Source organism: Brevibacterium sp. CCUG 69071 (genome assembly GCF_021023135.1).
Lineage (GTDB): Bacteria > Actinomycetota > Actinomycetes > Actinomycetales > Brevibacteriaceae > Brevibacterium.
In genome coordinates, this window is sequence record NZ_PGFV01000002.1 from 301,105 (window position 1) to 327,612 (window position 26,508).

General features: G+C 60.7%; 19 protein-coding genes. 14 read left to right on the top strand and 5 right to left on the bottom strand.

Annotation, left to right across the window (positions count from 1 at the left end; translation table 11 throughout):
• The first annotated feature begins 148 nt into the window (after positions 1-148).
• Entirely contained in the window at positions 149-2,656 is a 2,508-nt protein-coding gene (locus CV023_RS06670; protein ID WP_230744693.1) for an ATP-dependent DNA ligase, read from the top strand.
• A 183-nt stretch (positions 2,657-2,839) separates the two neighbouring features.
• Positions 2,840-3,256, top strand: coding sequence for a ChaB family protein (locus CV023_RS06675; RefSeq protein ID WP_230744694.1), 417 nt, complete (start codon positions 2,840-2,842; stop codon positions 3,254-3,256).
• Positions 3,257-3,262: 6 nt separating this feature from the next.
• Here the strand turns inward: CV023_RS06675 and CV023_RS06680 are convergent, their stop codons facing one another.
• The 3 genes from CV023_RS06680 to CV023_RS06690 all read right to left on the bottom strand — a co-directional run bounded on the left by CV023_RS06680 (position 3,263) and on the right by CV023_RS06690 (position 5,580).
• Positions 3,263-3,775: a flavin reductase family protein gene (locus CV023_RS06680; RefSeq protein ID WP_230744695.1), complete on the bottom strand. Its 513-nt coding sequence runs from the start codon at positions 3,773-3,775 to the stop codon at positions 3,263-3,265.
• Between the two features lie 9 nt (positions 3,776-3,784).
• Positions 3,785-4,549, bottom strand: a complete 765-nt coding sequence (locus CV023_RS06685; protein ID WP_230744696.1) for a pyrimidine reductase family protein — start codon at positions 4,547-4,549, stop codon at positions 3,785-3,787.
• A gap of 89 nt (positions 4,550-4,638) precedes the next feature.
• The gene (locus CV023_RS06690) at positions 4,639-5,580 is read right to left on the bottom strand and encodes a glycerophosphodiester phosphodiesterase (protein WP_230744697.1); all 942 of its coding nucleotides are present in this window, start codon (positions 5,578-5,580) and stop codon (positions 4,639-4,641) included.
• Between the two features lie 486 nt (positions 5,581-6,066).
• Between CV023_RS06690 and CV023_RS06700 the strand changes: the two genes are divergently transcribed.
• A complete protein-coding gene (locus CV023_RS06700) occupies positions 6,067-7,536 on the top strand; it encodes a polysaccharide pyruvyl transferase family protein (protein WP_230744698.1) in 1,470 nt (489 codons plus the stop codon).
• Between the two features lie 10 nt (positions 7,537-7,546).
• On the opposite strand, the gene CV023_RS06705 is transcribed toward CV023_RS06700, so the two are convergent.
• A complete protein-coding gene (locus CV023_RS06705; RefSeq protein WP_230744699.1) occupies positions 7,547-8,734 on the bottom strand; it encodes a magnesium and cobalt transport protein CorA in 1,188 nt (395 codons plus the stop codon).
• 67 nt (positions 8,735-8,801) lie between these two features.
• Between CV023_RS06705 and CV023_RS06710 the strand changes: the two genes are divergently transcribed.
• From CV023_RS06710 to CV023_RS06760, 11 genes are all read left to right on the top strand, one after another.
• Positions 8,802-10,070, top strand: coding sequence for a CDP-glycerol glycerophosphotransferase family protein (locus CV023_RS06710; protein ID WP_230744700.1), 1,269 nt, complete (start codon positions 8,802-8,804; stop codon positions 10,068-10,070).
• A 108-nt stretch (positions 10,071-10,178) separates the two neighbouring features.
• On the top strand, positions 10,179-10,568 hold the full coding sequence (gene tagD, locus CV023_RS06715) for a glycerol-3-phosphate cytidylyltransferase (RefSeq protein ID WP_230744701.1): 390 nt from the start codon (positions 10,179-10,181) through the stop codon (positions 10,566-10,568).
• 24 nt (positions 10,569-10,592) lie between these two features.
• Entirely contained in the window at positions 10,593-11,987 is a 1,395-nt protein-coding gene (locus tag CV023_RS06720; protein WP_230744702.1) for a glycosyltransferase family 2 protein, read from the top strand.
• A gap of 93 nt (positions 11,988-12,080) precedes the next feature.
• The gene (locus CV023_RS06725) at positions 12,081-12,911 is read left to right on the top strand and encodes a CDP-alcohol phosphatidyltransferase family protein (RefSeq protein ID WP_230744703.1); all 831 of its coding nucleotides are present in this window, start codon (positions 12,081-12,083) and stop codon (positions 12,909-12,911) included.
• Positions 12,908-13,831 carry a glycosyltransferase family 2 protein gene (locus CV023_RS06730; protein WP_230745170.1) on the top strand — a complete coding sequence of 308 codons (924 nt, stop codon included), beginning with the start codon at positions 12,908-12,910 and terminating at the stop codon, positions 13,829-13,831. The genes CV023_RS06725 and CV023_RS06730 overlap by 4 nt, the downstream gene beginning before the upstream one ends.
• Positions 13,832-13,939: 108 nt before the next feature.
• Positions 13,940-14,998: an acyltransferase family protein gene (locus CV023_RS06735; RefSeq protein ID WP_230744704.1), complete on the top strand. Its 1,059-nt coding sequence runs from the start codon at positions 13,940-13,942 to the stop codon at positions 14,996-14,998.
• 246 nt (positions 14,999-15,244) lie between these two features.
• Positions 15,245-16,939: a CDP-glycerol glycerophosphotransferase family protein gene (locus CV023_RS18980; RefSeq protein WP_230744705.1), complete on the top strand. Its 1,695-nt coding sequence runs from the start codon at positions 15,245-15,247 to the stop codon at positions 16,937-16,939.
• A gap of 146 nt (positions 16,940-17,085) precedes the next feature.
• Positions 17,086-18,510, top strand: a complete 1,425-nt coding sequence (locus tag CV023_RS06745; protein ID WP_230744706.1) for a bifunctional cytidylyltransferase/SDR family oxidoreductase — start codon at positions 17,086-17,088, stop codon at positions 18,508-18,510.
• Positions 18,511-19,148: 638 nt separating this feature from the next.
• Entirely contained in the window at positions 19,149-22,202 is a 3,054-nt protein-coding gene (locus CV023_RS06750) for a CDP-glycerol glycerophosphotransferase family protein (RefSeq protein WP_230744707.1), read from the top strand.
• Between the two features lie 81 nt (positions 22,203-22,283).
• Entirely contained in the window at positions 22,284-23,612 is a 1,329-nt protein-coding gene (locus CV023_RS06755; RefSeq protein WP_230744708.1) for a polysaccharide pyruvyl transferase family protein, read from the top strand.
• A complete protein-coding gene (locus CV023_RS06760; protein ID WP_230744709.1) occupies positions 23,609-24,835 on the top strand; it encodes a CDP-glycerol glycerophosphotransferase family protein in 1,227 nt (408 codons plus the stop codon). The genes CV023_RS06755 and CV023_RS06760 overlap by 4 nt, the downstream gene beginning before the upstream one ends.
• 3 nt (positions 24,836-24,838) lie before the next feature.
• Here CV023_RS06760 and CV023_RS06765 read toward each other — a convergent pair whose 3' ends face one another.
• Positions 24,839-26,500, bottom strand: coding sequence for a stealth family protein (locus CV023_RS06765; RefSeq protein ID WP_230744710.1), 1,662 nt, complete (start codon positions 26,498-26,500; stop codon positions 24,839-24,841).
• Positions 26,501-26,508 lie beyond the last annotated feature (8 nt).

Here is a 26,508-nt window from a genome sequence, read left to right on the forward strand (position 1 = left end):
CCATTCAAACTCAGTCTCCGCTGCTTGGCTAGGGCCGTCGGCGAAATCACAGCCCCTGTTGCGCCCGGGCACCGCCGAGTACCGTGAACTGCAGAGACTGGGGATCCCGCGACCGTGGTCGACACGAGTCGCATAGGAGGAGGTGTTCATGACCAGCCGCAAGCAGAGGGTCAGCGTGGACGGTCATCGACTGTCCCTGAGCAATCTCGACAAGGTCCTCTATCCCGAGACCAGCACGACCAAGGGTGAGGTCCTCGACTACTTCGCCCAGATCGCCCCCTGCCTCATTCGGCATGCGAAGGACAGAATCGCGACGCGCAAACGCTGGGTCGACGGCGTGGGCACCCCGGACGATCCCGGCGAGGTGTTCTTCGAGAAAGATCTGCCGGATTCGGCTCCGAAGTGGATGCCCTCGCGGTCGATTCGGCATTCCACCGGCTCGAAGCGGTATCCCTTGGTCAACGATCTGGCGACCCTGACGTACCTCGCGCAGATGGCCTCACTCGAGATCCACATTCCGCAGTGGAGGGTGAGCCGCGGCGCGAAGGACCCGGGGACGGTCACCTCGGAGAGCCGATACCCGGACCGGATGGTCTTCGACCTCGACCCCGGGGCGGGCAGAGGGTTGGCCGACTGCGTCGAGGTCGCACAGCTGGTGCGGGAACTGCTCGAAGGCATGGACCTCGAGGTCTTCCCCGTTACCAGCGGGTCCAAGGGCATCCATCTCTACGCCCCGCTCGACGGTTCGGCGACCTCGCAGGAGATCTCCGATGTCGCTCATGAACTGGCGCGCAGCCTCGAATCCGATAATGAGAAGCTCATCGTCTCTGCGATGAAGAAGTCGCTGCGGGAAAACAAGGTGCTCATCGACTGGTCGCAGAATTCGGCGGCCAAGACCACGGTGGCGCCGTACTCGCTGCGGGGGCGCTTCGCTCCGACCGTTGCCGCCCCGCGAAGTTGGGATGAACTCGACGATCCGACTTCGGTCGAGCAGCTGCGCTTCGACGAGGTCCTTGAACGGGTCGAAGAATTCGGGGATCTGCTCGAACCCCTCGCCGAGACGAACGGCGGCACCGCCTCGGCGCCCGAAACCGATGATGACAGCACGCCGGTGCGTGATCGTCTGGAGATCTATCGCTCGAAGCGCGATCCGACGAAGACGGACGAACCGGTGCCGGAGACGCACGGAACGAGCGGGGACGAGCTCTCCTTCGTCATCCAAGAGCATCATGCCAGGTCACTCCACTGGGACTTCCGCCTCGAACATGAAGGCGTGCTCGTCTCGTGGGCGCTGCCCAAAGGTCCACCGGACGACCCCGAGAAGAATCACCTCGCGGTGCAGACGGAAGACCACCCGCTCGAATACGGCCGCTTCGAGGGCACGATCCCCAAGGGTGAGTACGGTGCCGGGGAGGTCGAGATCTGGGACTCGGGTACCTACGAACTCGAGAAATGGAAGGAGGGGAAGGAGATCATTGCCGTCCTGCACGGACGTGACAACGGCGGACTCGGGGGAGTGCGCCGATTCGCTCTGTTCAGCACCGGGAGTCATGGCCCGAACAAGGACCCGGACAAGAACTGGATGATCCACCTCATGGACGATGTCTCGGACTCGGGCTCGCGGACGGGGCCAGACTCAGCCTCTGACCCTGACTCTGCCCAGGATCCGGCGCCGAAAGACGCCTCGGATCTGTCGCCGATGCTTGCGAGCATCGGCGACCTCGACTCGATTCGCCACGGGACCGGGGAAGAGGACTGGGCATTCGAGATGAAATGGGACGGAGTCCGCGCGCTCGCGGCGGTGCAGCCGGCCCGCAAAAGTCGCCCCGGAAGTGTCGCGCTGACCAGCCGAAACGGCCAGGACATGACACGGGCATTTCCGGAGCTGGCCGAACTCGCCGATTGTGTCGGAGTCGACTGTGTGCTCGACGGTGAGATCGTCGCCCTGACATCGGGAAGCAGACCGGACTTCGGCCGACTCCAACGCAGGATCGGACTCACCGATGAGCGTGACATCGAGCGGGGGAGACAGCGAACTCCCGTGTACTTCATGCTCTTCGACATCCTCCATGCCGACGGCTCATCGTTGCTGCGCACCGCCTATCGTGACCGTCGAGAGCGTCTGTTCGAACTCGTCACGGAGAGTGAGCACATCCATGTGCCGGAAGCTTTCCACGGCGATGTGGATGAGGCCATGGACTCCAGCCGCGAGCTGCAGCTCGAGGGAGTCATGGCGAAGAAGACAGGCAGCGTCTATCTGCCCGGCCGCCGCACCCGCACCTGGCTCAAGCTCAAGCACACATCATCTCGCGATGTCCTCATCGTCGGGTGGAGAACAGGAAAGGGCGAACGGTCCGGGACCTTCGCCTCGCTGCTCTTAGCCGCCCCCGATGGGGACACTCTGCGCTACCTGGGTCGGGTGGGGACCGGATTCGACGATCATCAGCTGCAGACATTGAGCAGATCACTGGAGCGTCGCTCTCGAAAGACACCGGCCCTGTCAGTCCCGGTCGCGGACTCGCACGATGCGCATTGGGTGCGCCCTGACCTCGTCGGTGAAGTCAGCTTCAGCGGTTTCACCGAGGCGGGACGACTGCGTCATCCCGTGTGGCGGGGACTCCGCGAGGATATCGATCCCGCCGACGTCCGGATCTGACCGCTGCGCCCCATGCTGACCGGTGCGCCTCACGCTGGCGGCTGCACGCCTACACCGACAGCTGAACCCTACACCGAAGGCTGCACCCACTGCTGACGTCCGCACCCCTTACCCGAATCGGACAAGTGAGTTAGTGTCGACAGAACCGTGAACTCCACACACCAGCGAGGAGAAGTGGTCATCATGCCGAAGACTAGCCCATCGGGAAAGCCGAAGAAGTCGGAGCTGCCCGCGACCCTGAGGCGCTCGAGCCAGAAGGCGCAGCGGACCTTTGCGAAGGCCTACGACTCGGCCATGGATGAGTATCAGGACGAGGAGCGCGCCCATCGGGTCGCCTACGACACCCTCAAACATACCTTCGAGAAGGTCGGGGACAAGTGGGAGGCGAAGCCCTCGCCCGGTCCTTCGGATGCACAGAGCAAGGGCGGGAAGAACACCGACCGCACAACAGCAGGAGGAGTCGACGCCACCGCCTCGAAGGAACACCTGTACGAGCAGGCGAAGCGGCTGAAGATACCCGGGCGTTCCTCGATGACCAAGAGCGAACTCGTCGAGGCGCTCGAGCGTGAGAGCAGCAGAAAGACGAAACAGAACGCCTGAGCCCAATCAGTCCGGGTGGATCACTCGCTCATCGCTGGCGTGGCCGGCTCGGAGGTCTGCCACCGCGGAGGCGCGCAGGGCAGTGAAGGGCCCGACGTTCTCGACCGAGAGCACCCGAGCCGTGGTGGCGACGTGGTCGCCGCCGTCGTCGAGCATGGCGATGCGCTCGACGACCATGCGGTTGGGCAGAGCGGTGAGCAGCGGCACTCCGCGCTCGTCCGATTCGACCTCGATCCCCGCGAACTTGTCGCATTCCTCACCGGAACGGGTTCCGAAATGGCGGGCCAGGGCGAAGTCGTCGCTGGTGAGGAAGTGGATTGCGAAGCGAGTGGACCGCAGGCTGACCCGATAGGTGTGGTTGGCCTTCGACAGGCAGAAGCAGTACTGCGCGGGGGAGATGCTCGACTGCGCGTGGAAGCCGACCAGGCAACCGGCGCGTTCGCCTTCCGCCGAGGTGGTGACGATGACCATCGGAGAGTCGGCCGAGCTCATGAGCTCGGAGATGTCCTGCCCGGTCATTGTGATCGCTCATTCATGGCGTGCCCTCTCCGGGCGAGTCGATTCGTAGCGGAGGAAGAGCGTGTCGTCTTCGACCATCGTGGTCTTGAGCGCGAATCGGGCGATCCCCGCACCCGAGGGCGCGACGCTGACCGGAAGCGGATCTCCTCCCATCAGCGGCGAGACCGACAGGCACAGTTCGTCGAGGCGGTCGGCCGCGACGAGTTCGCCGAGCCACCTGGGCCCGCCTTCACAGAGCACGACCCCGAAGCCGAGACCTGCGAGAGACCGGAGAGCCGCCGCCGGGTCGACACGGTCGGTGCCGGCGATGACCACCGTCGCGGCCTGCTCGGCCGCGGCCAGACGATCCGGGTCGGCGTCCGCGCAGGTGATGACCATGGTGCGGGCGCCGTCCGGAGCGTCGGCGAAGACCGAGGAGGACCAGTCGAGGTCGAGGCTGCGGCTGACCACGGCCACCGGCGGCATCTCGGACTGGCCGCGACTTCGTCGCTGTTCCCGGGCGCTGTCAGACAGTCGGATCGGGGCGTAGCCTTCGCGGCGGATCGTTTCGGCACCGACCATGACGACGTCTGCGATCCGCCGCATCCGTCGGAACAGCGTCTGGTCGGGTGTCGTCGAGAGTGCCCCGACGCGTCCGTTGATCGCTGCCGTGCCGTCGAGTCCGGCGACCATGTGCCCGGTCACCCAGCATTCGTACCGGGGCGTCGAACGGTCGACCGCAAGGTAGGGAGTCAGCGGGTCGGGGATCGGTGCACTGCGTTCGAGAGGCTCCATGATCGCAGTCTACGGAACGATGACCGGCGTGCGCTTATCGCCGAAGCACAGATCCTATGGAACCCGCGCCCCACCTCGGCGCCGGAGGGTCAGTCGGTCCAGGCGTCGTCGGTGAAGAACCCGTCGATCCACCCGGGCAGGCGGTGCCCGTCCTTCGCCGTCCCGAGAGTGTAGGGCGCGACGTGGAAGCCGGCCTTGTCGAGTTTGTGCATGTCGTGCTTCGGCAGCTCGGTGCTCGGTCCGATCCAGTCGATTCCGGCGTCGGCGATTTCGTCGAACGATCCCGCGGGCAGGCTGGCCCCGGTGAGGTAGAGCGAGGTGTAGCCGCGCTCGGCGATCGTCTTCGCGGCTGCGAAGTCGAAGGACTGGACGATGAGGGAGTCGGCGAGTCCGCGCTTGTCGAATTCGTCGAGGACCTGGTCGACCTCCGCCGAGGTGGCTCCGGGCTTGATCTCGGGCACCATGACGACGTCTCCGCCGAGTTCGTCGAGCAGCTCCTCGAGTGTGACCGTCGGTGCGGGGTCACCGCCTGTGGGGTGTTTGATCGTGGCTTGGTCCCATTCCGCGGGGCTGAGGTCGCGGATCTTCCCGCTGGCTCCGTTGAGGGTGCGGTCGGCGGTGTCGTCGTGGTTGAGGACCGGGGTGCCGTCTTCGAGGAACTGGATGTCCATCTCGAGCAGGAATCCGTCCTTCGCCGAGGCGAGGAAGCCCTCCATGGACTCCTCCGGGTGGACGTCGGCGCCGCCTCGGTGGGAGATGGTGGTCGGGTACTCGAGGTCGGAGAGGGTGGCGGGAGCCGCGTATTTCGGTGAGGGATCGGCGTTGCCGTCACCGAGGCCGGCGGCCTGCGAGCCCGCCGCCTGAGAAACGGCGTCCTGCGAGCCGACGGATGAGGCGGAAACTGCCGCCGAGGCTGTGGCTGCGTCGCCCGGCACCGCGGCGGTGCCTGCGATGACCGTGCCCGCGATGACCGCGGTGGCGAGGATCGTGGATGGACGTGGACGGATGAGTTTCTTGTCATTCGCATTCACGACGGTGACGCTACGGTCGCCAAGCGAGCACGGGGAGACACCGACGTGAACGGAAGAACGAGAGCAGGCGAAGCGGCGGCGAACGATCGCCGCAGATCAGGAGACTGCGGCGGAGATCAGGACGTCCTCGGGCGCTGGGTCCTCACATCCACTTCTTCGCCCGGAAGACGACGTAGAGAACGATGCCGAGCCCGAGCATGAGCCCGAGCGCCATCGGGTAGCCGAAGGCCCAGTGGAGCTCCGGTGTTCTCATTGGCTGGCGTGATCCGGCTCGCGAGGGACTAGTGTAAACAGAGACCAATAGGTCGGGCACAGACGAGTGAAAGAAAATCAATCCCACAAAGCTCCTGCGAGATGTTGGTTGATTTCTCAATTATTCGTCTGGCTGATAGTTTAACGAGACTATTTGTGTTTTATCGTAGACCGAGGGAGCTGCTGGTGCCGCGTATTCTGATAAGAGGGGCTAAATCCCCATGGGTGCCCGTAGTGGCAGAGTCGGTCCTTACCCAGAACGTGCTGGCCACGAACATCGGAAATCTCTTGTTCGGCCAATCGGTCTTCCGCGCACTCAGCGTTGAAGGTTCGGAAGTCGTTGCCAACAGTTACAACTCTGGGCGCGATGGCATCGACGACAAATACATTCAGCGGATCAATGATGAGTTCGACAGTTTCGTCGTCCCGCTCGCCAATGCGTTCAGACCATCATTTCGACAAAATCTGTCCAACCTGACCAAGGTCATCGAGGGTCTCTCCATCCCTGTCACTGTCGTCGGAGTAGGGAGCCAACATCCTCTGGTAGGCGAGGACATCCCCGATTCGGAACTCGACGATGACGTACGACGGTTCATGAAGGCGGTCTTGGACCGGTCGGCCAGTGTCGGTGTGCGCGGCGAAGACACTGAGGCGTATCTGAAGCGCCTGGGGTTCGGCAACGAACATGTCGATGTCATTGGCTGCCCATCCGTATTCATGCACGGGCCCCGGCCAAGCGTCCGTCCCCTTGGTTCCGGATTGAACACGACAGGGTCGCTCGCGATGTCCGCTTCCCCGGAAACGCCAGTCATGGTCCCGGTGATCCGAAACCACAGTCAGCGGTTCAGCCGACTTCGGTACATTCCACAGAATTCGTGGGATCTCAACACCATGGTTTGGGGCGAAACCGCGAGTCCGCAGGACGCCATTACCGATTTGGTCAACCCCGATAGTCTGCTGCATCTCAACGATCAGATCAGATTTCCATTGGATCCAGATACATGGGTCGATTACCTCCGAGATTTCGATTTCGTTCTGGGTACCCGGATCCACGGTTCGGTGGCTGGAATCCTGTCGGGCACGCCCACCTTGCTGATTGCTCACGACTCTCGGACTCGAGAACTCGCGGACTATCACCAGATTCCGTATGTCCCCATAAATCAGATTACTGAAGCTACGCGCGCTGAAGATCTTTATGAGTATGCAGACTACTCGAATTTCCATCAGCGGCTTCCTGAAGCTTTCGCCCGCTTCACCTCTTTCCTTGATAAAAACGATCTGCAGAATATCTATCAGGAAAACGAACAGATCAACGACTACGACTCTAAGCTCGCCGAAGCGGAGCTACCCGAGATGGTGCACCCCGTACTCGCCCGCGGTGAAGCCGGAACGCGGGAAGTCGTGTCGCGATTGTGGTGGCTCCGACAGGGCAAGAAGGTGGACAATCAGCGGCTCCGATACGCATTTCGACCAGATCTGCCTCATACCAAGCAACCGCAACCGACCCTGAAATCCGTCGACAATCGCCTGAGCAAAGAGGTGTCCACGCTAAAATCCCAGTTGGCAAAATCTCAGAAGCAACTCGAAGAGACGAGAAAGATGGTCGAGTTGCAGTCGAGGGTCATCGAGCGCTTGGACGTGCCGATGTCGAAACGGGCTAAGCGTTACCTGGGGCGACTGATGGCACGAAACAAGAACAGCTGAGGAAGGGCCCTCACATCCACTTCTTCGCCCGGAAGACGACGTAGAGAACGATGCCGAGTCCGAGCATGAGCCCGAGCGCCATCGGGTAGCCGAAGGCCCAGTGCAGCTCCGGCATGTCGTCGAAGTTCATTCCGTAGATTGCGCCGACCAGCGTAGGGGCGAAGAGGATCGCGGCCCAGCCGGAGATTTTCTTCATGTCCTCGTTCTGACGTTGGGCCACGAGGGTGGAATTGACGTTGAGGATCTGGGACAGGGCCTCGCGCAGTTCGGCCGCCTCGGCGAGGACTCGGGTCAGGTGGTCGGTGACGTCGTCGAGGTAGGCCTGCAGGGACTCGGGGATCGCGTACTTCGTGGCCCCGTTGCCCAGCGCCTGGGTCAGTCGGTTGAGGTGTGTGGAGGTGTGGAGGACGTCGATGACCTCCTGGCTGAGCAGGTAGATGCGGGCGGCCGCGGCGGCATCACCGCTGAAGACCTGGCGTTCGATGCCCTCTTTGTCGTCCTGGAGTCCGTCTAGGACGGGGAAGTAGGTGTCGACGGCAGTGTCGAGGAGGCGGTAGATCAGGGCTTCGGGGCCCAGCGTCAGCAGGTCTCGGTCGGTCGTCCACTGCCGCTTCTCGTGGGTGAAGTAGGCGTCCATGTCCTCGCGGCGCTCGGGGATCGGGGTGGCGTCGATGAAGTGGTCGTCCTGGCAGATGACGACGAGGGTGTCATCGCGCATGAGGATGTGAAATTCCTTGAACTCGACCTCCTCGGCGGAGTCGACGTAGACCGCGGACTTGATGACGGTGAAGAGCACTTCACCGTATCGTTCGACCTTCGGTCGTTGGTTGGCGTGGAAGAGGTCATCGATGAGCACCGGGTGCAGCTCCCACGCCGAGGCGATCTCCTCGAGGAGCGCAGGCGTGGAGCGGGGAACGATGATCTGGTGGATCTCCGCCGCCGAGGCGGTCGTGTCCTCGGTCGCCGGCGCTGAGTCCTCGGTGTGGGTGGGGGAGCCGTCGGCTGCGGCGGGGGAGTCGTGTGTCGGGGTGACGAGAGCCTCGGCGAAGGTGGTCGTGACGTTGAGTTGCTGCGGCACGCTGTCGACGATGCGTCGACTGATGAGAACCGGCGCGGCTGTGGGGCTCGTGCCGTTCGTGGGCACCGGCTGCTTGCGCCGAGGTGCCCGCTCGGTCTTGTGCCTGCGTGCTCTGGCCATCACGCTTCCCTTCCCTCGGACAGTGTCAAAGGTACTCGAAGGTGACGTGTCCAGGCACAATAGGTGCATGACGAAGATTCCGGAGTCACTGACACGACGAGCGAAGCAGGGGCTCGACCTGGGTACAAAGGCAGCAGGTCGTGGTCGCCGCCTTGGTGGCAACGTCCTCGATGAGGCTCGATATTCGTCCGACTTCGCACCTCAAGACTCCGACGATTTTGTCGCAGCAGCCTACTTCGCCGCAGACCTGGACTCCGTCTACCAGCTCGAACAGTGGCTGTGGCCGATGGATCAGCTGCGAGATCGACTCCGAGAGCAGGGCTATGGTGATCAGCCCTTCGGGATCCTGTCGCGGAATATCCGCTCCGCCCGACGCCTGCGTGAGCAGACGGATATCCCGGTGCGGTTCTCGCGCCGCAGTGCGGGTTTCGACTCCTTCATGTCCGCGACTTCGCTTCGTCTCGTCTTCTACGTCAATCAGGCTCTGCTGAACTTTCAGGCAATGAAGTTTCCGCGACCGGCGCATGTGCATCTCAGTCACGGCGAGAGCGAGAAGATCTCGATGATCTCCAATCAGCTCAAGGCCTATGACTACATCTTCACCGCAGGTCAGGCCGCAAGAGAACGGATCGGATGCACGCTCGTCGGGATGGATTCAGAACGCATGGTCGATGTCGGACGCCCGCAACTCGACCGTCCGCGAACGGTGCCGCAGATCTGGCGGGAATTCGGCGCATCTGCTCCCAGCGGGCCGACCGTCTTCTACGTACCCACGTGGGAAGGCGACTCTCCGTCGATGGCTTATGGCACCCTCGCCTACAACGGGGACACGTTCGTCCGCGGCATGCTCAGCGCCGGGTATCGAGTGATCTTCCGACCGCACCCTCGCACCGGATTCCAAGATGAGGGATTTGCCAAGGCACTGGAATCGGTCAAAGAGATCGTCGCCGCCGACCCGCGAGGCTTCGTCGACAACACGCCCGATGTGTCCTGGCAGCTCGATGTTGCCGATGTCTGTCTGGCAGAGATGTCGTCGGTCGCCTTCGATTGGCTCTCCACACGCAGACCGCTTGTCATGGTCGCGCCTCACAACCCGGGCGCCGAGGTGCTCGCCGGGGGGCTGTTCGACCGTTGCCCGGTCGTCGAGGTAGGCAGAGAAGATCAGCTGGTCAATCTGCTGCAGGCCGGCAGTGGGTCGGCTGGGAGCGCCGATCAGCTGTCGGAGCACTACCTTGGCGGTACCGCAGCGAATGAGCAGGTGGAACGGTTCATCGAAGCAGGTCTGGCGGTGATCGACGACCGGACGACCGCACTGGCCGGTCGCGGAGACGTGTGATCGGCATCGCCAAGCGGGAGACTCAGGTGCCAAAATGGTAAACTGCCGCTGAACGCAAGGTTTTTTCGGCCCCGAGAATCGGGGCCTTGATCGTTTGGATGGTAATCGATGCGCCGAGTCATCACCTATGGCACGTTTGACCTGCTCCACTATGGGCACATTCGTCTGTTGCAGCGATGCAAGGAGCAGGGCGACTACCTGGTCGTGGCGCTCTCGAGCGACGAGTTCAACGCCGGCAAGGGTAAGAAGTCCTACTTCTCCTATGCCGAACGCAAGCACATGCTTGAGGCCATCCGCTACGTCGACCTCGTCATCCCGGAGGACAACTGGGAGCAGAAGTCGACCGACGTCGAAAAGTACCACATCGACACCTTCGTGATGGGCGATGATTGGGAAGGCGAGTTCGACTTCCTCAAGGACAAGTGCGAGGTCGTCTATCTGCCCCGGACACCTGAGATCTCGACGACCCGCATCAAATCCGAACTCGGTAAGTCCTGATCTCCCATCGACCAAGGTTATTTTGTGGCTGAGTCAATACGAGTAAGCGTTGTAGCTCCCGTCTACAACGCCGAACTCTTCCTTTCTGATTTCATCGGCAGCTTCCTTCGCCAGTCGTTGCCAAGTGAAGCGATTGAACTCATCGCGGTCGACGACGGATCAACCGACCGCAGCGGGATCATGCTTGATGAGTTCGCTGCGGATCACCCGAACATCCGCGTCATCCATCAGGAGAACTCGGGGTGGCCGGGGAAACCGCGCAATGTCGGTCTCGGGGCGGCTCGCGGTGATTACGTCTTCTTCGCCGATCCGGACGATGAACTAGGTGCGGCCGGAGCTCTTGAACGCTTGGCGGAATTCGCCGACAAGCACTCGAGCGACGTCGTCGTGCCGAAGATTGTGACAAGGGGTCGTCCTCATGCGCAATGGCGATATAAGACGACTCAGATCGATGCAGATCTAGTCACCTGCTTCACGACACTGACTCCGCATAAGTTGTTCCGCCGTACCTTCCTGCTCGACAGCGGAATTCGCTTCCCAGAGCAGAAGACGCGACTCGAAGACGGCCAGATGCTGTCCAGGGCCTATCTGCAGGCAGCTCGCGTGTCGATTCTCTCCGGATACGATTTCTACTACCTCATCCACCATCCCGAGCAGAACCATCTCAGTTCTCAGCCGAAAGACCCTGCAGAGTACATCAACGCAGTCTGCGTCATGAGCTCGAATGTCGAAGAGTACTGCGAAGACGAAGACACCGGCGACCGGATCATCAATGAGATCTACTTGAGGAAGGTGCTCCACAACCTCGCCAACTCTAGGTGGAACAAGCAGCGTCCGGAACATCGCCAGGCCTGGTTGGACTCCCAGCAGAGGTTCATCGAACGGTTCATCAACACCCGGCGCTACGACAAGATGAATGATGTGGCTCGCACTCGAACCGATTTGGTTCGCACCGGTGATATGGAAGCGATCGCCGACTACGTCGCGACGGACAGTGTCGATTTCAGCTTCACTTCTGCCAGCAGCAAACGCGGTCGGGTGACGATCTGTGGTGATTTCGATCGCTTGCCCGACAACGGGACATTGCCCTCCTTGGTCGTCACCTCTCGGCAAGATGACAACCAAGTGGTCAAGGTCCCTTTCGAACGCGAGAACGGGGATGCGCGTGCTTCCATCCCGAAATCGGCGTTGCCATTGACGTCGAAGATCACTCGCTATAATCTCTCGATCACTCCCGGCGCGGGCCATCCGTCGAAGAGGTTCCGCGGTCCGGAAGGAAAGTTCGCTCAGCTGTTCAGCGACGATCGTGAGGTCGAACTCTATACGACTAAGGCGGGAAACCTCAGTGTCAAGGTCAGCGCTGGTCTCCGCCTGCGTCAGAGATTGGCGCGAAGGGTGAAACGGCTTCTCCGCCGATGAGCCACCGCCGCAGTCGTTCAACCAGACCGTGGATCACGGGTAAGGTTTATTCGCATTATGACCGCAGGGAAAAACGCAGAAGGAGGAGTGCCGATGGACTCCGCCCATGAGCCGTCGCACCCGACCCTGTCCGAGCTGCGGGCCAAAGCGCAACCGCCCGAAGTCCGCAGCCGGAAGAACGCTGAACATTGGACGGCGCAACTCTATCTGCGTCACATCTCGATCTATTTCACCATGTTGCTGGTTCGCACACGGATCAGTGCCAACGGCGTCACCGGACTGATGATCTTCGCCGGTTGGTGCATTGCCGCCAGCCTTCTGATCCCCGGCATTTGGGGTGCGCTTCTTGCTGTCTTCTTCTCCCAAGTGCAGATGTACATCGACTGCTGTGATGGCGAAGTTGCCAGATGGCGGGAGACCAGCGGAGCCAAGGGCGTATTCCTCGACAAAGTGGGCCATTACACTACCGAAGGCCTCGTGGCTGTAGCTTTGGGAATCCGGGCAGTCGGAGAATGGCAGAATCTGTCGGACGACCCCGCAGGCACTTACCGATACCTGCTCGCCGGAACCGTGTTGGCCGGCTTCGTCCTTCTGAATAAGGCGCTGAATGACATGGTGCATGTGTCCCGGGCGTTCAACGGCCTCGATAAACTGACTGACTCCAAGGAAGCAACCGCGCTCACCCCGGGTCTGGTCGCGAAACTCAAGCGCGCCGCGCGGTTCGTGCCGTTTCATCGCATCTATCACTCTGTTGAAATGTCTCTCATGGCTGTCATCGCCAGCGTTGTCACAATGATTGCGATGCCGCTTGAGGGCGGGCCCCTTTTCGGAGAGCGTTGGCTGATCCTTATCATGGCCCCGCTCTGCCTACTTTCGGTCATCGGACACTTTATGGCCATCATGGCCTCGAAGCGGCTGTCATGACCGAATCACCTCGTCTGCTCGCGCAGCATTTCGAGTCCAGCCGCAAATACACGTTCGGCGTCGTCGTCCTGTCACAGGGCAAACGCCTTGACGAGCTCAACCGCGGATTCGAGTCCCTGCTTGCGCAGAAGGGCGTCGAACTCGACGTCGTCTGTGTCGGCAATGGATGGGAACCGGAGGGCATTCCTTCATCGGTCAAGAAGCTCGGGCTACCGGAGAACCTGGGTATACCGGCCGGTCGCAACGCCGGTGTACCGCATGTGAAGGGCGAGTTCCTCTTCTTCCTCGATGATGATGCCTGGCTGCCCGACGACACGACGCTCATGCGTATGGCACAGCTGATGCGTACGAAGCCGAAAGTCGGATTGGTGCAACCGCGGGTGGAGGAGCCGGGAGGGCCTGATGCACCGAAGCGGTGGATCCCGCGCCTGAGGAAGGGCGAGGCGGATCATTCCTCAAATGTGTTCTCCGTGTGGGAGGGCGCAGTCTGCCTACAACGACGGGCTTTCGACGAATGTGGAGGCTGGCCGGCTCCGTTCTGGTATGCCCACGAAGGCATCGAGCTTGCATGGCGCGTCTGGGATGCCGGGTACGTTGTCTGGTACATGGGTGATTTGGCCGTCGCGCACCCTGTCATCGACCCCCGGCGACACGATGAGTATTTCTACATGAATGCACGCAATCGCGTCTGGTTGGCTAGGCGCAACCTTCCTTGGCCTTTCAACTGGGCCTACGTCGGTTCGTGGACTCTCATGCAGACCTTGAAGTGGGCAAACAAACCCCAACAGCTCAAACCATGGTTCCAGGGTTGGCGTGAAGGGTGGAAACTCGATCCATGGGGCGAAGACGAGGAAAGACACAAACTCTCGGGAAAGGGAGTGCTGCGCATGTCGCGGCATGGTCGACCGCCGATCGTCTGAGTGCGCTGCAGACATCACAGCCGAGAATCGGCATTTCGAAGACTCCATATGACCGGTGATTCCGCGAACTTCGAGTCAACCGTTGCCGCGACCTGGGAGTGATGAGACATGAACAGCAAGAGAGAGGCACTCCGACCTGCTGTCGGAAAGCCACGTGACTTCCGATTAGACAAGGCCAAAGGTCTTCTCATCCTGTTGGTCGTGTACGGACACCTTCTTGAGCAGATCTCGGGTTGGGACATGGGCTTTAGCCGTGCAGAACTCACAGCGATTTATTCGTTCCATATGCCGGCGTTCGTGTTTCTGGCTGGAATCACGTCGAAGTCGAATAGACTGCTCAGCCGAGTTCTCGTGTTCGTTGTGCTCTTGGTGTCTTCACAGGCCGTCTACTACGTCTTGATGCGGACCTTGGACGGCGAATATCCCGACTTCTCTGCAATCATGCCCTACTGGATCCTTTGGTTCCTCCTCGCCATGATCTGGTGGACGTTGCTGGTTCCGGTGATCGAAAGGTTTCCACGGGCCGTGGTCATCGTCTCCCTCGCAGCGGGTGCCGTGGGAGGGATCATTCCTGTCATCGACTATGAGTTCGCGGTGGCTCGGACGTTGACCTTCCTACCATTCTTCGTTCTGGGTAAGTTGTACGGCCAGCGGCTGATCGACTGTGCAACGTCGATGAACATCCCCGCGAAAGTCGGATTGACGCTTGCTGCACTTGTGCCGATGGTGCTCTTCTTCACTCAGGACCTGGATAAGGAGTGGTACTACGGGGCGCGCGGGTTCAACTTCATGGATGTGGCAATACCGTACGGAGTGGGTATTCGAGTGCTGCTCGGAGCGAGCGCAATGCTGACGATCGTCGCGCTTGTCTCGTGGACGAACGTCCTGCCTTCTCTGCTGACAGCGGCAGGGCAGCGGAGTCTGTCGGTCTACCTCCTCCATGGTCTGATCGTCCGATCATTGGACAAACCACTGAATGCCGCGCTGGACAGCACGTCAGGATCAGTGATGATCGTGGTCACCCTGGTCATGGCAGTGTTCATCACTGCATTGTGCTCACTGTCGTTCTTCGACCGAGCAATCCGTCAGTACAGTTCATGGATAGCCGGGGTAGTGGAAGCCGCCTTGAAATCAGTGATCCCAGTTAGGCAAGCAGGGAGACACTGAGCTCAATCACTGAGAGCGTCCGATGCTGCTGAATGTGGAGCTCTCTCGACCACCGGCGTCGGTCCAAGCGATCATCTGGCCCTTCCCTGACGGGATGCTCCTCGTGATCCTGAACCGTTCAGATCCTCTCTCGGAGGCGTGGAGCGAGTAGGGGCACTATGATGAAGCACGCCCTGCCATCGTTTCTGAGAGAAGTCTGAAGTGAAAGATCGAATCGGCCGCTACGCACGACGGCTGCAGCGGCTGGTGGTGCGCTCCATCGGCGGCTACCTGCCGGAGCCTCTGTCGCGAAGATCGACATTGATGTCTGCGGGACTCTCCGCGTTCATTCTTCTGGCGTTCTCCGGCCACCTTGTCGGACTGATTCTCGGATTGCTTCTTGTGGCGGCAGTCTGGTATTCGGAAATGACACTTGCGCTGACCTCGACTCCGACGAGTCTGGCTCGACATTCGACCATCAGCTTCGAGTACATGCTTGTGCTGTCGATCGGGTTGGGGGCCGTTTACACCTCATGGTTCGACGAATCGGCGTGGGTCGAATGGTGCGCTCTGCTCTTGCTTTCGGTCTCCTCGTGGTTGGTGAGTGCTCAACCACCGTTCCTTGCTGTCAGGCCCATTCAGGCGGCAAATCTCACCAACCTGCCCGTGATCGGAGAACCACCGCGGATCCAGGTCAAAGGTCTGCTCCGACTCGTGTGGGCAGGATACGCGGTGATTGCGCTCCTTCTGCTGATCGGAGGCGCGATCGGGCCGTGGATCTCGGTGATTGTCTCAGTCGTGGTCTTGGCGGCCGTCGCGTGGAACGTCGTCGCAGCGTGGATATGGGCGGACAAAGCTCGATGGCGAACTCTCCGTGAGCTTCGACGGATGGAGCCTGTGGCGATGATGCCCTACGGCGGGTCGGCTGCCTTTCACATCCCGATGTGGGAAGAATATGTGCGTCAGTTGAAAGTCCCGTATTTCATCGAAACGCTGAGGGAACCGACGGTCGCCAAGCTGGCGAAGCTCACTGACGCACCAATCGTGTGTCCGGCCGATTCCACTGCAAAGGAGATCAATTCGGTGATTCCGCCCTCGGTTCGCGGGGCGTTCTATGTGCACAATGCTGCCTCGAACAAGGGATTCCTGGAGAATCGGGACATCACCTCGATTTGGGTGCATCACGGTGACGGAGACAAGATCGCCAGCTACCGAGCGAAGAGCGGCAGCTATGACTTCCTCTTCGTCGCAGGACAAGGAGCCATTGATCGCTACGGTGCCCACGGGGTGAGCATTCCGGAAGAGAAGTTCCGAATCATCGGCCGCCCGCAGACCGAGTCGATCGATGTCGAATCGACGCCGATCTCTTCGAAGACCTCACTTACCGTGCTCTACGCGCCGACGTGGCATGGAAAGTCCGACGATGAGAACTACTCGTCGTTGGAGTTCGGCGAAGCGATCGTTCGTGGACTCATCGAGAGAAATGCCAACGTGATCTTCCGTCCGCACCCAGCCAGCAGGAGTGCGGCGAAGTTCCGGAAGATCATCACAGAGATCCAAGACCTGTTGGCCCAGGATGCTGAAACCTCCCAGAGGACACATGTGTGGGGGCCTCCGGCCGAAGGTGATGTCTCAGTCGCGGATGTGGCCAATGCCTCGGATGCGATGGTTTCTGACGTGTCCGGAATCGTGACGGACTATATGCAGTCGAACAAGCCGTATGCGATGGTGACTCTGCGCATGTCCGAGAAGGACTTCAAAGCCGAGTATCCGACTACCCGCGCTTCGTACGTGATCACTGGCGACGAAGCGTCATTGAATTCGGCACTGGACGACATGCTCGGTGATGACCCGCTCCGCGAAGCGAGACAAGTCGCTCGTGCCTATTATCTGGGCGGATTCGAAGGGCAGGAGTCGGCCCATCGCTTCATCGCGGAATCATCTGAGATTCTCGGGCTCTGAGGTTCAGAGACCGCAACCTGTGCGCGTTGTGATCGCCGTCGTCGTCAGCTGAGCTTCAGCTGGTGACGCGGCCGTCGCGCGCTGTTAAACTGTTCTATTGGCTCAGATCGGACGGGCCGAGGCAATCGATATCGGGAGTTGTGCAAGTGACGGAAACAAGGAATATCGCAGTCATTCTCGCGGGTGGTGTCGGCACGCGGATTGGTCTCGACACTCCTAAGCAGCTGGTGAAGATCGCCGGTCGGCCGATTATGGAGCACACTCTGGCGATATTCAACGACCATCCGCAGATCGACGAGATCTTTGTCCTCATGGCCCGGGGGCATCTTGACCGTGTTCACGAGATCGTTCGGAAGAATGACTTCGACAAAGTGACGGCGGTGCTCGAGGGTTCGGGTACGCGAAATGACACTACGCAGACAGCCCTGCGAGCCATTGCAGAGAAATACTCCGATGACTGCAATGTGATCCTCCACGACGCGGTTCGACCGCTCTTGGCGCCGACGATCATCAACGACGTCGTGGATGCGCTCGATACCAACGCGGCGGTCGACGTCGCGATCCCTTCGGCCGACACCATCATCGAGGTCGAAGAGGGCGACGGGCAGTACCCCGTCATCAAGGACGTGCCGCCACGCTCAAACCTGAGGCGCGGCCAGACCCCGCAGGCGTTCAAACTCTCGGCAATCCAGCGGGCCTACGACTTCGCGGCACGCGACGAGAACTTCGTCGCCACTGACGATTGCTCCGTCGTCCTCCGTTACACCCCCGAGGTGCCGATTGCTGTTGTCAACGGCGATGACAGCAACATGAAGGTCACCCAGCCTATCGACATCTACATCGCCGACAAGCTGTTCCAGCTTCCGGGCCGAAACGAGCATGAGACGACCGAGGCCGCACTTCGCGAAGCTCTCGAAGGGAAGACGGTCGCGGTGTTCGGCGGCTCGTATGGTATCGGCGCAGACATCGCCTCGCTCGCCTCTGAACACGGCGCCACGGTCAAGAAATTCTCTCGCTCGACGACCAAGACCCACATCAATAGGCGAGAAGACCTCATTGCCGCACGGGACGAGATCCTGGCCGAAACCGGTCGGATCGACTATGTCGTGAATACCGCCGGAGTGCTGCCCCTTGCTCGTCTCGACGAAACCTCGGACGAGACGATCTACGAGGCGACGGAGATCAACTACATCGGCCCTATCCTGCTGGCCCAGACCTTCTTCCCGGAATTGGCCAAGACACAAGGCTCCCTCCTTCTCTTCACCTCGAGCTCGTACACCCGCGGGCGAGGTAGTTACAGTCTGTACAGCTCTGCCAAGGCAGCGACGGTCAATCTGACGCAGGCTCTTGCGGATGAGTGGAGCGGCGATGGGGTCCGCATCAACTGTGTGAATCCGGAAAGGACTGGAACGCCGATGCGCACCAAAGCGTTCGGTGAGGAGGATCCTGGTTCTCTTCTCGAGTCGGCAACTGTGGCGCGGGCGTCGCTCGAAGTCCTCGTCTCCAACAAGACAGGACATGTCATCGATGTGCGCAGGGACGATCCGCTCTCGGAGTATTCGGAAAGCTGAGCCGTAACGAAATCGGTTCGGCGCGCCCGTCAGCCTGCTCGAAGGCGTGAACCGACAGTGACCAGCATCGATCTGAAGAGCAGACGGATCGTTTAGGCCGAGGCTAAAGGCAAGGTGCAGTGAAACTGGCAGAAACAGAAGAGTCGAAACTCGAGTCAGCAGGACCGGCATTCGTCTGGTCGACGGTCGGATCAGCTCTCTCCTACGCCGTGCCCGCTCTGCTTGCCGCTCTCGCGACGTTCGCCCCGTTGATGCAGCTGCCGCAGTGGACATTCTTCGCTCTTATCTGTGCAGTGCTCACCTGGGACTTATTTCGGATCTGGGCCAAGGATTCGACACTCGGTCACCGCGCGGTCATCCGCACACTGGTCGCAGGCGCGGTTGCGCTGAGCTTCTCGTCGGGGTCAGCCCATCAGGATGTCTCGTGGGTAACGGCCCTGGCCTTCGTGGGCGTCGCTTTCCCTGTACTGATCGAAAGTTCCCTGGGCAAAGGAGTTTCAAAACGCACGGCCTTTGCCGCGAATCTCCCCGGACTTAAGCCAGCTGAACCGCTGCCTGCTGTCGCTCGCCCGTTAATGACGGCGTCTGCGGCTGTACTGCTGCTCGGTTCGATGTTGTCGAGCTTGGGCGGGAGCCCCGTGATCTGGCTGGTTCTGGTGATTCTGCTCGATCTTTTCTACGCCGGGGTGCTCATCGCCGCCCTGGCGCGAATCCAAACGGACAGGACTCTGAGGGCGGCACTGCCCGGCGCAGTCGCCGACTACCAGCCCGAGTTCATCATCTACACCGCACTCCCGGACGATGCGCCCCACCAAGTCATGATGTGGGCCCCATACCTTGCTCGAACAGGTCGGCGCTTCATGATCGTCACCCGGCATGAACGTCCGGCCAGGACGTTGGCGGCGATGACGGACGCTCCCGTCATCGCACGGCGGAGCATCGCGGATCTCGAAAGCGTGCTGACCGACTCGATCAAAGCGGTCTTCTACTGCAACGCATCGTCGGGGAACAGCACGATGGTGCGCTATCCGGAGTACACCCACGTCTTTCTCGGACACGGTGATTCCGACAAACCAACCTCGTACAACCCTCTCCATGCCATGTACGACCGAATCTTCGCAGCCGGTCCGGCCGCGACTCGCCGGTATGGTGCGCACGGAGTCATCATCGATCCTGATCGCTTCGAGATCGTCGGACGGCCGCAGCTGGAGAGTGTCGAGCGGTTCGACTCTCCGATGGCCGATGTCGAAGACCCGACCGTTCTCTACGCGCCGACGTGGCGCGGGCACGTCGAAGAGACGATGTTGTATTCGCTGCCGGTGGCGGCGCAGATGCTCCGCAGGGTGCTTGACCACGGCGCACGAGTCATCTTCAGGCCGCACCCGTTCAGCTACCAGTTCGACGAAGACGTCGCGTACATCGATGAGATCAAGGAGATGCTCGCCGCCGACACTAGGCGGACCTGTCGGCAGCACATCTTCGGCGAAGCAGCCGAGTCAGATATGGATGTCGTCGAATGTGCGAACCTCTCGGACGCAATGATCTCGGACGTCTCGAGTGTGGTCTCGGACTACCTCTACTCAGGCAAGCCGTTCGCCATGGTCGCCGTCAGTGCCATCGGCCAGGATTTCGTCGACGAGTATCCCATCGCTCGTGCTTCATATGTTCTCAACGGAGACCTCAGCAATCTCGATGAGACCCTCACCGCGCTGCTTCGTGACGATCCGAGGCAAGCTGAGCGAATCGCTCTGCGTACCGACTACCTCGGCGACTTTCCTGCGGAAGGCTACGCGGAGCACTTCATAGATGCGGCACGACGCAGTATCGATGAGAACGATTCGAAGGACGACGAGGCGACGGATCTCGACGAGAACGCCGACGAAAGCAGCGATGGATCGGTACCACCCGCCCAGAACGAGACGGAGCAGGACGACGATTCGACCGATGAAGCTGTTGGCAATCGCAGCGTGTTCTCGACGATTTGGAACCAGCTCGCCGGCAGAACCATCGCCCCGGCTCTGTTCGGCGTACTGACCTTCGTCTTCGCGATTCTGCCGGTCTCACACGCGGTGACAGCAACGTGCGGGCTCGTCGGAACACTGATTTATCTCATCATCTATCGGCGAGTGATCCGCCGTCGCGGCCGGAGCACGAATCTGCTGCGCGCATCGAACGGTGCACGGGCTCTTATCGTCTTCGCCCTGACTTTCGAGTGGATCACGGTCTTCGGATGGTCGTGGATCATCGCCACCGCGGGATTCATCCTCCTGCTCTCCATCGTTCTCGAGACCAGCATCATCAAGTCGTGGCGCGTCACCGGACTCGAAGCTCGCAATCTTCCCGGCGTCGAGACTCGCGGCTATCAGCCGTTTGGCCGCGGCAATGTCGCCATTGCGAGTTCGGTGACCACAGTGATCGCATGGATATTGTCCTACAGTGGAATCCTTTCCCCTGTCGCGCTCGTTCTTTCACTGATCACGCTGGCAATGGCGGTGTTCGTCTGTGCAGCGGGCCTAATCCGGGGCCTCCGCAGCGCGCGACTCGAGGTCGAGCTACCCGAAATGCTCGATACCTACGGGGCGGAATTCGCAGTATATTTCGGATCGACGATGGGAATCGGCTACCAGCTGGGAATGTGGGATCCGTACTTCGACAGAATGGGACGCCGATACATCGTCATCACCCGAAGTCTGAAAATGATGCGGGCGGCTCAGAACGTCACGGATGCCCCCATCATCAACCGACCGACCTTGCGCAGCCTCGAAACTGTCATCACCTCAAGTCTCAAGGCCGCGTTCTATGTCAACAACGCTGGAAAGAATTCGCACTTCATCGAGCGCCGCGAGATGACACACGTGTGGTTGAACCACGGCGACTCCGAGAAGCCGGCCTGTTTCAACCCGGTCCACGCAATCTACGACAAGATCTTCTCGGCTGGTCAGGCCGGAGTCGACCGCTACGCCAGGCATGGGGTACACATCCCGCGCCAGAAGTTCGACATCGTCGGTCGTCCGCAGGTTGAGCAGATCAGCCGCGCGGAGGTGCCGGTCGGTGAGATTGAGAACTCGACAGTTCTCTATGCTCCGACGTGGAAGGGCCCTTACAAGGACACGGCTTTCTACTCACTGCCTCGAGGAGAGGAGATCGTTCGCGAACTGCTCTCACGCGGTTGCACCGTCGTCTTCCGTGCTCACAGCCTCAACTACCGCTTCCCCGAGGCACGGGAGATGATTCGCCGCATCGGGGCGACCTTGGATGCCGATAGGGCACTGACCGGTCGTCAGCACATCTGGGGAGAAGCCGCGGAGAAGGAGATGTCGCTCGAGGATTGTTTCAATGTCTCCGATGCGATGATCGCCGATGTTTCCGCCGTCGTCAGCGACTACCTGCAGTCACAGAAGCCTCTTGCCATGGTGTCCGTAGGACGGACGCGGGAGCAGCTGGAAGAGGATGCTCCGGTTTCCCGTGCGTCCTATGTCATCGCGGACGACCTCGGTAATCTTGACGACATGCTCACTCTGCTGTTGGGAGAGGACCCGTTGGCGGAAGACCGCGAAGAGATGAGGAAATACTATCTCGGCGATTTCTCTGCCGAGAACTATGTGTGGGCCTTCGTGACAGAGGCGACTCGTGTCATCGACGTCAAGCGGGCAGAAGCAGAGAACACTGCGCAGACGAACGAAGGCGAATGAGCGATGACCCGAATACTCCTTAGAGCCTCGAAGCATCCCTGGGAGGCGCTGTCTGCGGAGGAGACCCTGCGCACCCGGGCGTTGGCGGAGAACGTAGGCAACCTGCTGTTCTCCCAGTCTGTCTACCGGTCATTGGCGACGCCCGATGCCGAGATCACTCCCGACGGGTACCAGAGTCACCGACGGGGGCATTCGGCTGACTTCGCGGCCCAAATCAACGCCGACTACGATGCTTTCGTCATTCCGCTCGCAAATGCCTTCCGCCCCGGTTTTCAGAAGTACCTGCAACGACTGACTGAGTTGGTCTCCAAACTGAGGATTCCCGTGGTCGTCGTCGGGGTGGGCAGCCAGCACAAGCTCGATGTCGAGGCGGAGGGCACCGATCCGATCGCTGCAGATGTCAGCGCGTTCATGAATGCCGTGCTGGAGAGATCGAGCAGCGTCGGTGTGAGGGGCGAATACACGGCCGAGTACCTGGCTGGACTGGGGTACGATGACTCGGTCGTCGACATCATCGGCTGCCCTTCGATATTCATGAACGGGCCTAATCCTCAGGTCGGTCGTCCCACTGTGGAGCTGCAGACTGACTCCGCTGTAGCGATGAATGTCTCGCCCTATGTCAGGGCGATGAAACCCATTGTCGCGCGGCACAGTCGCAAGTACGAGAATCTCGTCTACATACCGCAGAATCACAATGATCTGGCGATGATGGTTTGGGGCATCAACCGGACCAACCCGAAAGATCTGCGCAACCCGACTCATACTGGACACGAGCTGTACCGCCGCGACCAGATGCGGTTCCCGCTCGATCCGCGCACATGGGTGGAATTCCTCAGCAAACAGGATTTCGTCTTCGGAACGCGTATCCATGGAAGCATCGCGGGGATCCTGTCTGGGACGCCGACTTTCCTGCTCGCACATGACAGCCGGACACTTGAACTGGGTGAGTACCATCGGCTGCCGCACGCGAAGATTTCGAGCCTTCCGAAGAACATCGATGCGGCGGAACTTCATGAACGTACTGATTTCACCGAGTTCGAGGCGCAGACTCCCGAAGTCCTCTCCCGGTACATCGCGTTCCTGGAGAAGAACGGGCTGAGCCACACCTTCGCATCGGGGAACGAGCCGGTCGAATTCGACCGCATGGTCGCCGAGGCGAAGCTGCCTGACATGGTGCCGACTCTCTTCGCCGACGGTGACGCCGGCAAACAAGTGATCATGGAGCGGATCAGAGACCTGCACGAGCGTCAGTCGCTGCTCGAATCGACCCTGGCCTCAAACGGTATGTCCGTCGATGGCGGCGGACCTGTGCAGCGCGGACGGAGCGATGGAGGAGTCAAAGGTATCTTCAACGATTCGTCACGACGGGTTCGAAGAATCGTCTCGACAGCGCTCAGGAGGGCCAAATGAAGCGAGTAGTGCGGTCGAGCCTGCGTTCGCTGCTGGATTCCCGGCCAGGGCGAGTCCTCAGAGGATGGCTGCAGGACAGCGGGCCGGCGCGAAGATCCGGCATCCACTCGTACGGCGGAGCTCCGGACGCCGAGGTGGTCGCCTATTTCGGCGATGGGCCGGACAGACTGTACCAACTGCGTCAGTGGGTGCCGGCGCTCGAGCGGCTGAACGAAAATTTTCGGGTCGTCGTGGTTCTGCGAAACGAGCGGTCATTCGCCGCCGCCAAATCGCTGACCGATCTGCCGCTTGTGCTCGCGGTATCGCAGCCGGACCTCATCGATCTCTACACGGCGCAGGATTACCGCCTCGCGATCTACGTCAACAACAGCATGCGCAACTTCCAGTCGATGGCGGAGCCGGCGATCATCCATGTTCACGTGGACCACGGAGAGAGCGATAAGACCAGCTCGATCTCGAACCAGCTCAAGGCTTACGACAAGGTGTTCGTTGCTGGTCCCGCGGCAAAAGAGAGATGCGAGCGAGTTCTCTGGGGCTTCGACGAGACGAAGCTGGTCGAGATCGGGCGTCCGCCTCTGGACGGGGAGTTCGTCTCCGTTCTTCCTCGGGACAGTCGACAGACCGTGGTCTATGCGCCGACGTGGGAAGGCGAGAATGACTCCAACAACTTCACCTCGGTCGACGTTCTGGGTCTGCAGATCATCGAATCTCTGCTGGCAGCGAACGCGCGAGTGGTCTACCGCCCCCACCCCCGCACGGCCGACTTGTCTGAGTCCGACTTCGCAGCCGCGGACAGAGCCATCAGAGCGCAGATTGACGAGGCGAACGAAAGCGGAGGGTCTCATGTCATCTCGGCGGAGGAGAACATCCTCGACCTCTTCGTCGACGCTGATGTGCTCATCGCCGACATCTCCAGTGTCGGTCTCGACTTCCTCTATCTGCATCCGGAGAAGGGCCTTATCCTCACCGATCGGCACAATGATCCGCAGCGCCTGGAAGCGTCCTCGCCGATTGCTTCGAAATTGGAGTCCCTATCTCTGGACACCATTGCGGGCCTGCCCCGAATGCTCGAAAGCGTAGTCACCGATGAATCGCAGAGTGCCGCGAGACGGCAGCTCAAAGAGCACTATTTCGGAGTCGCCTCTGCCGGCGAGGCGACCGAGCTCTTCGTCGAGGCCGTTGAGAACGCCGTGCGGGAGCGCGAAAGCACCCGGCGTTCGTAGCCGCTAGATCTCGAACGTGCTCTTCCACGGGAAATAGGCCTCGAGGAAGGCTGCGACTTCGTCATCGGACAGCGGATCGACCTCCTCGACCGGCGCGTCATTGAGACACAGAGTCGAACGATTGCGCTGGCGGAGAGTCTCACGCATGACCCACCGATAGTTCTCATCGCGGATGTTGATGTAGCGGTACGTGATCGAGGTGGCGACCGCCTTCCCGACGATCTGCGAGTAGTAGTGATAGAGCTGGTCGGCGACGATGTCCTCATGATGTCGGAAACGACTCGCCCACGTGCGCTCGAAGGCAGCACGGAATCGCTCCTCCATCTCGAACTGGACGCTCTTGAGCAGGGCATAAGGCGTGTGTTTGATTGCGCGAGTCACCGTGATTCCGAACTCAGCCTCCAGCAGCTGACGGATGTTCCGCGTGAGATTGAAATGCGGACCATCCTCTAACGTCGCGGTGCCGAACGGCCGATGGTTGCGAGAGGGGAACACCTTCGACAGTCCGGTCGGCAGGAAGAAATCCTGAGGCCGAACGGGTTTGCCGAACATCACATCATCATTGAGGTAGATGAAATGCTCACTCAGTCCCGGTATGTGATGGAGACGCGAGATGATCGAGTTGCTGTTGAAGGTCGGCAGATGGTTCGGATCGTCATAGATCTCGGCATGGCTGATCAGTCTGATCTTCGGATGATCGAGATCGAGCCACGAGGGAACCTGCCCCGAGGTGACGATGTAGATCGTCTTGAACCAGGGGGCAAAGGCCTCGACCGATCGGAGAGAGTACTTCAGCTCGTCCTTCGACTCGAAGCGGGCTTCGTGATTGGCCTCGGGGTGATATTCGTGGCCCGCGATCTCCGCTTCGAGCCGCCGTTTGGACTCGATCCACTCCGGGTCGGCGCCGTCGACCCAGGTGTAGACCGCGTCGATCGGAAACGTGATGTCCTCAAGCATGGTGCGGTGGAGCACGCGGGGAGTGAGGCAGGCGATTCCGGACTCCGTCGTCGTCGGCTCGAGAGTGAATTCCTCCTCGGCGATGAGTTTGGCCGCTCTGTTCTCGGCGGGCGCATCGATGACCACGCGGGCATCCGAGACGATCGAGGTCCAGAATTCGATCGTGCAGCCATAGCGGTACCCGAAGGCCAGATTCGAATTCCGCACCTTCTTCGGTGCCGTCACGGTGATGATGTCGACCTCGGGTTCGCGGCACAGCCGGACCGCCTCGGCGAGAGCCACGGCACCCGTCTGCGGTGCTTTGACATAGATGGGTTCGCCTGGGCCCGGTGTCGCCAGAGCGGTGCCGACCTGCTCCTTGGACTCCGTCCTCACTCCGATCCGGTAGCCGTGGCCGGAATAGTCCTCGACGAGCCACCATTCGATGCCGGCGTCATCGAGGGCATCGACGACGAGACGGAAATTCTGCTCTGCCGCGTGCGGAGGGATCAACTCGTCGACGAGCTCATTGAGCAAGTCTCCGTGGCGCGTCACCTCTCGCCGGATCGCGAACCCGCTCTGCTCGGACCGTCGCCGGACCAACTGCCGACGTCGTCTGTCGAACCGGCTGAGGATCCGCAGCCCCTTCCGTCGCAGCTTGAGGTAGCGCTTCTCTCCCGACACCTTGATGACGACAGGTTTCGCAAAGCCGGCAACTGCAGTGACCAATTCTCTTC